Source organism: Planktotalea frisia (assembly GCF_001890925.1).
In the GTDB taxonomy this organism is placed as follows: Bacteria; Pseudomonadota; Alphaproteobacteria; order Rhodobacterales; family Rhodobacteraceae; genus Planktotalea; species Planktotalea frisia.
On the sequence record NZ_MLCB01000040.1, the window covers coordinates 1 to 7,152 of the forward strand.

The following is a 7,152-nucleotide window of genomic DNA, read 5'->3' on the forward strand; positions in this document are numbered from 1 at the left end:
CGGATCATGCGGTTAGCTGAATCGTTCTACGGTCAGACGTCAACCCGTCAAAAGTCGGGTGCTCGAGGACTCTGTGTATATACATTTTTGCTTTACTCCAACCCTGCCGATTTTGCGGACATGACACCCGAGGATTGGGTCGCCCAGAAAGAAGTCTACGGTGCCTACATCGGCGCACTGCAACAAGCAGGCGTTTTCGTAGATACAGATTGGCTCCAAGGCGTCGAAACGGCGACAACGTTAAGTGCTGCAAGCGGGTCTGTCAAAGTCCAAGACGGACCATTTGCCGAAACCAAAGAGACGCTAGGCGGGTTCTTTGTGATTGACGTGCCTGACCTTGATGCTGCGATCGAATGGGCTGGCAAATGTCCGGCAGCACAATTTGGCAAAGTCGAGATCCGCGCCTCTGCGATGGACAGTGTATGAATAATGCGGTGCGCGCGGCTGAAAATGTCGCGCGCGCCAGCTATGGACGGTTACTGGCCATTCTTGCCTCGCGCAGTTCTGATATTGCCAGCGCAGAGGATGCACTGAGCGAAGCGTTTTCAAAAGCGCTTACGCTTTGGCCGCGCGATGGTGTCCCTGATAACCCCGATGCTTGGCTCGTACGTGTCGCGCGCAATCGTTTGATAGATGGGCAACGCCGCAATGCGAAACTTGCACCAGAGGACGACATGCCCGAATTGATCGCAGAGCCAGAGACGATTGTGCCTGATAAGCGCCTGCATCTCATGCTCGTATGCGCGCATCCCGCGATTGATCCCAAGATGCACACACCCTTGATGTTGCAATGTGTGATGGGTTTGGATGCAGAGCAAATTGGCCAAGCCTTTCTGGTGCCCAAAGCAACAATGGCGCAACGTTTGGTGCGCGCAAAAACCAAGATCAAAGCTAATGCTGTGCCCTTCGCGATCCCTGCGAATGACAAGCTCTCTCCTCGGCTAGAGGCTGTGATGGAGGCGATTTACGGCGCATACTCGGTCGATTGGTTAGAGACGGGCGATGACCTAGGCAAGGAAGCGCTCTTTCTTGGTGACGTGCTAAGCGCTCAATTACCTAACAATGCAGAAGCGCTTGGTTTGGCAGCACTTCTTGGCTTTGCGGCGGCGCGGCGAGACGCGCGCATCGTTGATGGGGAATTCGTTCCCTTGGACGCTCAAAATCCGGCGCTTTGGAATGAACCTTTGATCCGCGGGGCGCAGGCGATGTTGCGCCGCGCAAGTGCGCTTGGGCAGATAGGACGGTTTCAGCTTGAAGCCGCGATTCAAGCGATACATGCACGACGCATCGATAATGAGTTAATGGATTGGCGTGGCGCAACGCAGCTATATGCAGGGCTGTGTCAGCTGTATCCGACGCTCGGCGCGCAGATCGGATATGCAGTTGCGCTTAGTCATTTACACGGCCCAGACGCGGGAATAGCCGTGCTTGATGCATTGCCAAAAACTCAGGTTGCGGGTTTGCAAAGTTACCATGCCACCCGTGCGCATTTCCTTGCAGAACAAGGAAAATTAGACGACGCAGCAAAGAGCTATGAAACCGCCCTTGCGTTAACGTTCCAGCCCGCATTGAGAGTCTTTTTACAAGAAAAACAAAGCGCTATTGTCGCACAACTTTGAAGTGACTTGCGCTCATAAGCAGCGCGGCAAGTAGAAATGCAGTCCATTGCGGCATCGCAAAAAGAGCGCTGAACAATTTCAGATTGTACCAAAGAAAGATTAACGCGAAACCTAGTTGCAATGACGCGACCAAGATCAAGAGCGCGTGATTTTGGACCCGCGCAAGATAGATTATCGCAATTGTACTCAGCGCGAGCATCAGGCTCACCATATGCCAAACCACCAAAGCGACACCACGAATGACAGGGTCAATGACTTCTGCATTTAGAATGGGCGTCATAATATCCGAGGTTCCAGCGAGTAGATGGACACCCGTAGTCAGGCCCATCACCGCTGCCGCGCTCCACATAAAATAGCTCATAAATCCACCTCCATACGCTATCGTATAGTAAGCAGCCTTGAACGTGTCAATACGACAGCGTATGTTTGCCCGATGAGCAAACTTTCACAAACCGATTGGATCGCCGCGGGCTTTCGCGCGCTCACCAACAAGGGCCCCCAAGCGCTAAAGGCTGAGCCTTTGGCGCGCAGTTTGAAAACGACAAAAGGTTCGTTTTATTGGCACTTCAAGGATGTGCCCGCGTTCCAAGCTGCAATGCTTACTTTTTGGGAAGAAATCGCAACGCAGCAGATCATCACATTGCTTGATGCGCTGCCCTCACCTGAAATAAAATTGCGCACATTAAGTGACCTTGCAACGGCCCCTCAGGACGAATTTGGCGGTGTTGGCGCAGAGCCCGCAATCAGAGCTTGGGCCAAGGCTGACCCCCGTGTCGCCGAGGCTGTTAAACGCGTGGACACATCACGTCTTGCGCATTTATCAGGTGTTTTCAAAGAGATGGGCATGGGCAACCCGGACCTGCCACGGTTGTTTTACGCGGGTCTCATCGGCCTTCAAGAGATCGCACATGGCGACGAGACCGCAAGTGCTACGCCTTTGGCGACGTTGGCAGACTTGATGATTGCTTTGGCAGAAACAGACTAGGCTTGGGGCTCGCCCCAATTGGCTTTGAGATGTGCAATGATCTGGTCGCGCGATTTCCTGTAAGCGGCAAGTTTTGCCTCGCGCGTTTCACCCACGGCAGTCGGATCAGCAATTGCCCAATGCTCCACTTCTAGATGAAAAACCCGAGTGAGTTCCAACGCACGCGCCTGACTGGCCGGTGAAAGCGCTACAACCAAGTCAAAAGAACTCAGATCATCGCCATATTGCTCCATCTCATCGAAGGAACGCGAACGATGGCGATGCAACTCCACATCCATTTCTGCACAAACGGAGATGGAAAAGCCATCAATCTCAAGATCATTGTGTACGCCGACAGACTGCACGTAAGTTTCAAGCCCATAGAATTGCTTCATAATCCCTTCGGCCATGGGTGAACGCACAGCGTTATGATCACAACAAAAGAGAACAGATTGAGGGAGCTCTTTGACCACCTTAACCCCCGAAATGCAAAACGCAGATAAGTGTGAAAAGACGGCGGGCCGTGTCGATGTCGATCTCTGCTTTGCCCTCTAGGCGTTCTTGCAGAATGCGACTGCCTTCCATGTGAATGCCGCGCCGCGCCATATCGATGGTTTCGATCTGGCTGGGCGGCAGGTTTTTCACCGCGGAAAAATAGCTCTCGCAAATCTGGAAATAGTCCTTCACCACCTGGCGGAATGGCCCAAGAGAGAGATGAAACTCTGCAGCTACTTCTTTCGCTTCCGTCTTTATATCAAAGACCAATCGTTTCTCGCGGATCGCGAGCGTCAGATCGTAAGGCCCGCTTGGTGTTTCACGATCTTCGCGTGTGGGAAGTATAAATGAGTTGTCCTCAAGCAGATCAAAGACCGCGACTTTGCGCTCCTGCTCTATCTCGGGCGTGGGCGCTGGCAAATTGCGATCGTCAATTTTAATATGGGCGATACGGGACATGAATTACTCGTTCAGCTTTCTCAAACGGGCGGTGACGGACAGGCCATGCGCCTCAAGACTTTCGGATGTTGCAAGGATTTCAGCAGATGGGCCGATTGCGCGCAAGGCCTCGGGCGTCATGTGGGCCAGCGTCGTGCGTTTGATAAAGTCCATCACAGATAGGCCAGATGAAAAACGTGCAGAACGCGCTGTTGGCAGAACATGGTTTGGCCCACCAATGTAGTCACCAATCGCTTCGGGCGTCCATTGACCAAGGAAGATGGCGCCAGCATGAATACACTTATCGGCCAGCCTGTCTGGATCTGCGACACAAAGCTCAAGGTGTTCAGGCGCAATACGGTTGGATAGATCCGCTGCTTCATCAAGGTTTTTGACAATAATCACAGCGCCGTAGTCACGCCAACTGGCGCCCGCAATAACGCGGCGTTCAAGCGTTTCGAGACGCTTTTCAACGGCTGCGACGACCGCTTGACCGAAATCAGCATTATCCGTGATCAAAAGGGACTGTGCGCTTTCATCATGTTCCGCTTGGCTGAGCAGATCGAGCGCGATCCAGTCAGGGTTATTGTCTTTATCCGCAATAACGAGGATCTCAGACGGACCTGCGATCATATCGATGCCCACTTTGCCAAACACGCGACGCTTGGCAGCAGCGACAAAGGCGTTGCCCGGACCCGTGATCTTGTCGACAGGGGGAATTGTTTCAGTACCATAGGCCAGCGCCGCAATCGCTTGTGCGCCACCAACACGGTAGATTTCATCCACACCCGCAATGCGCGCAGCAAGCAGAACAGCCGGATTTGCGATGCCATCGGGCGTTGGCACAACGATCGCGAGACGTTCTACGCCAGCGACTTTCGCAGGAATCGCGTTCATCAAAACAGACGACGGGTACGAGGCGAGACCACCTGGCACATAGAGACCAGCGGCCGAGACCGCGCTCCAACGCCAACCCAAAGTCGCGCCAACATCATCCGTCCAACGCGCATCTTCGGGCATTTGCTTTGCGTGATAGGCCCGAATGCGCGCCGCGGCGAGTTCGAGCGCCGCGCGCTCAGGCTCGGACACAGACGCGCACGCCACGTCGATTTCTTCGGGCGAAAACGCCAGCGTTTCAGGCGTCAGGTCCAAACGATCAAACTTGCGCGTCAGCTCAATCACCGCGGCATCACCACGCGCACGCACATCTGCGATAATATCCGCAACCACAGCATCCACATCCGGACTGTCTTCACGCTTGGCATTCAAAACTTGCGTAAAGCGGACTTCAAAATCTGCGTCTGTGGTGCTTAGAAATTGCGGCATCTGCGTCCCCTTTGTCTGTTGCATGACTTAGCGCTAGACGCATGGGGTCTCAAGGGTGCTTAAGCGCGACGCGGCACATCGCGGGAAACTCAGTCAAGACATCAATCATGGCTCGGCATTTTCTTTGAAGGCGCAATATAAGGGCGCGTCACATCCTTGAGCGAAACATCAAGCGCCTCCACATCAAGGCGAATTGCGCCATCGCCAGCAAGTGTCAGGGTTACAAAGCCAGAGGGTGCATCAGTCTCTTCGAATTCAACACTGAGCACAGAAAGGATCATATCTTTGTCAGTGCGATCAATGCCTTGGCTGGACACTTTTTTCACTTCTGAAACATGCAGCAAGGATTGCACGCGCTCAGGCACCCGCTTGTCGCCATCTTCCCAACGGAAACGATTAAGCAGTATAGCAAAGCGGCGCTCTTTAGCGGCGAATTTCATTTCTAAAGACGGAAAAACGCCATCCTGCACAAGCGCGGAGAGGACTTTCAGGTCCTCAACATCAAGCGCGCCGATGTTGAGCGGCGCTTCACGACCATCTTCAAAGCGTGCATCTTCACTCATGAGCCTTGGACCCGTTCTATGTTTGCGCCAACTGCGCTTAGCTTTTGCTCGATCCGCTCGTAGCCACGATCAAGGTGGTAAACGCGGTTCACTTGCGTTTCACCCTCAGCGCGCAGACCAGCAAGGATCAGTGACACAGAGGCACGCAGATCAGTCGCCATGACCTGTGCACCCGTCATTTTCTCGACGCCTGTCACAGTCGCCGTACCACCGTGGACTTCCACATGTGCACCCATGCGCAAAAGTTCCGGCGCGTGCATAAAGCGGTTCTCGAATATCGTTTCTTCCAAGACGCTCACCCCATCGGCAAAGCACATCATCGCCATGAATTGAGCTTGAAGGTCAGTCGGAAAACCGGGGAATGGTTCTGTTGTGACATTCACCGGTTTGATGCCGTTGCCTGGATTGGTGACTTTCAAGCCCAGCTTCGTTTCTTCGATAACGGCACCGGCTTCTTGCATCTTTTCCGCGAAGGACGGGATCAAGTCCATGCGACCACCGATCAACTCAACAGAGCCACCTGCAATCATCGGCGCAATCATGAATGTACCCATCTCGATGCGATCAGGGATTACCGCTTGGGTTGCGCCATGTAGTGCATCAACACCTTGGATGGTTATCGTATCGGTGCCTGCGCCCTTGATCTGCGCACCCATCGCGATGAGGCAATCGGCCAGCGCTTTTGTATCCGGCTCGCGCGCAGCGTTCTTGATCACAGTCGTGCCTTTGGCGAGCGTCGCCGCCGTCATCGCGTTTTCAGTTGCGCCAACAGAAGCAAAGCGCAGCGGAATTTCTGCGCCTTTCAGGCCATTAGGGGCCGTTGCGTGCACATAACCGCCCTTCAACTCAATCGACGCGCCAAGGCGTTCGAGCGCATCAAGGTGCATATCTACCGCCCGCGCGCCAATCGCGCAACCGCCTGGCATAGAGACGATCGCCTCACCAGAACGCGCAAGCATAGGCCCGAGAACATTGAAAGACGCACGCAGTTTGCGCACTAAATCATAGTCAGCTTTATTAGACGTTAACGTCGTTGCGTTCAGCGCTAGGACACGGCCATTGGCCAATTGCGCGATCTCGCACCCGAGCGATTCAAGCACGTCACTCAACGTTTTAATGTCAGCAAGGCGTGGCACATTGGTTAATGTCAGCGGCTCGTCGGTCAAAAGTGCTGCGCACATAAGTTTGAGAACTGTGTTCTTCGCACCTGCAATCGGGATTTGCCCGTTAAGTGCGCCGTTACCTCTTACGAGAATTGAATCCATGTGCCTGACCTACTCTTTATCTATGCCCTACTCGGCGTCTTTTTGCGACGCCTCTGAGGATCCTTGCTCTTGCTCTGCGTGCGTGCGCGTTTTCGCCTGCGCTTTACGCCGACCCAAATTTGCTTTCAATGCCGCTTTCAACCGCGCTTCTCGCGCAGCCGCTTCTGACGGGGGCTTTTTAGGGTCGTTTCTTGTGTTCATAAGACTTCTGTAGCCTAGCCTGCCAAGCGGGTCCAGATTACCCTTGCGCGAGTAACAGATTGAGACTAATCACCCGCCCACATGGCGCTGCTATAGCTCAGAGGTAGAGCACTCCCTTGGTAAGGGAGAGGTCGAGAGTTCGATTCTCTCTAGCAGCACCATCTACACTTAAAATACCAATAAGTATTTCTACATGCGGTTACGCAGCCCCATACTTGGCCCCACCTGACCTGCCCCCCGAAACTTCCCTCAGTTTAATGTAGAGTTTGCTCAACCATCGA

At 53.7% G+C, this 7,152-nt stretch carries 10 protein-coding genes and 1 tRNA gene; 4 read left to right on the plus strand and 7 right to left on the minus strand.

Going from position 1 to position 7,152, the window contains the following annotated elements; all coding sequences use genetic code 11:
* Positions 1 to 426, plus strand: a 426-nt coding sequence (locus tag PFRI_RS02470; protein ID WP_217653403.1) for a YciI family protein, incomplete at its 5' end; no start/stop codon positions are given.
* Positions 423 to 1,619 (plus strand): RNA polymerase sigma factor, encoded by a 1,197-nt coding sequence (locus tag PFRI_RS02475; RefSeq protein WP_072629176.1) that lies wholly within the window; start codon positions 423 to 425, stop codon positions 1,617 to 1,619. The genes PFRI_RS02470 and PFRI_RS02475, both read left to right, overlap by 4 nt.
* Here the strand turns inward: PFRI_RS02475 and PFRI_RS02480 are convergent.
* Entirely contained in the window at positions 1,600 to 1,980 is a 381-nt protein-coding gene (locus PFRI_RS02480) for a hypothetical protein (RefSeq protein WP_072629177.1), read from the minus strand. The genes PFRI_RS02475 and PFRI_RS02480 overlap by 20 nt on opposite strands.
* 72 nt (positions 1,981 to 2,052) lie before the next feature.
* On the opposite strand from PFRI_RS02480, the gene PFRI_RS02485 reads away from it, so the two are divergent.
* Positions 2,053 to 2,604 (plus strand): TetR/AcrR family transcriptional regulator, encoded by a 552-nt coding sequence (locus PFRI_RS02485; protein WP_072629178.1) that lies wholly within the window; start codon positions 2,053 to 2,055, stop codon positions 2,602 to 2,604.
* Here the strand turns inward: PFRI_RS02485 and PFRI_RS02490 are convergent.
* The 6 genes from PFRI_RS02490 to PFRI_RS21250 form a co-directional block, all read right to left on the minus strand.
* Entirely contained in the window at positions 2,601 to 3,056 is a 456-nt protein-coding gene (locus tag PFRI_RS02490; RefSeq protein ID WP_072629179.1) for an arsenate-mycothiol transferase ArsC, read from the minus strand. The genes PFRI_RS02485 and PFRI_RS02490 overlap by 4 nt on opposite strands.
* Position 3,057: 1 nt before the next feature.
* A complete protein-coding gene (locus PFRI_RS02495; RefSeq protein ID WP_072629180.1) occupies positions 3,058 to 3,537 on the minus strand; it encodes a UPF0262 family protein in 480 nt (159 codons plus the stop codon).
* Positions 3,538 to 3,540: 3 nt separating this feature from the next.
* Positions 3,541 to 4,842 carry a histidinol dehydrogenase gene (gene hisD / locus PFRI_RS02500; RefSeq protein ID WP_072629181.1) on the minus strand — a complete coding sequence of 434 codons (1,302 nt, stop codon included), beginning with the start codon at positions 4,840 to 4,842 and terminating at the stop codon, positions 3,541 to 3,543.
* A gap of 101 nt (positions 4,843 to 4,943) precedes the next feature.
* Entirely contained in the window at positions 4,944 to 5,405 is a 462-nt protein-coding gene (locus PFRI_RS02505; protein WP_072629182.1) for a DUF2948 family protein, read from the minus strand.
* The gene (gene murA, locus PFRI_RS02510) at positions 5,402 to 6,670 is read right to left on the minus strand and encodes a UDP-N-acetylglucosamine 1-carboxyvinyltransferase (RefSeq protein ID WP_072629183.1); all 1,269 of its coding nucleotides are present in this window, start codon (positions 6,668 to 6,670) and stop codon (positions 5,402 to 5,404) included. The genes PFRI_RS02505 and murA overlap by 4 nt, the downstream gene beginning before the upstream one ends.
* A gap of 27 nt (positions 6,671 to 6,697) precedes the next feature.
* A complete protein-coding gene (locus tag PFRI_RS21250; protein WP_170124897.1) occupies positions 6,698 to 6,871 on the minus strand; it encodes a hypothetical protein in 174 nt (57 codons plus the stop codon).
* A gap of 86 nt (positions 6,872 to 6,957) precedes the next feature.
* On the opposite strand from PFRI_RS21250, the gene PFRI_RS02515 reads away from it, so the two are divergent.
* Positions 6,958 to 7,032: transfer RNA gene (locus PFRI_RS02515), tRNA-Thr, on the plus strand.
* Positions 7,033 to 7,152 lie beyond the last annotated feature (120 nt).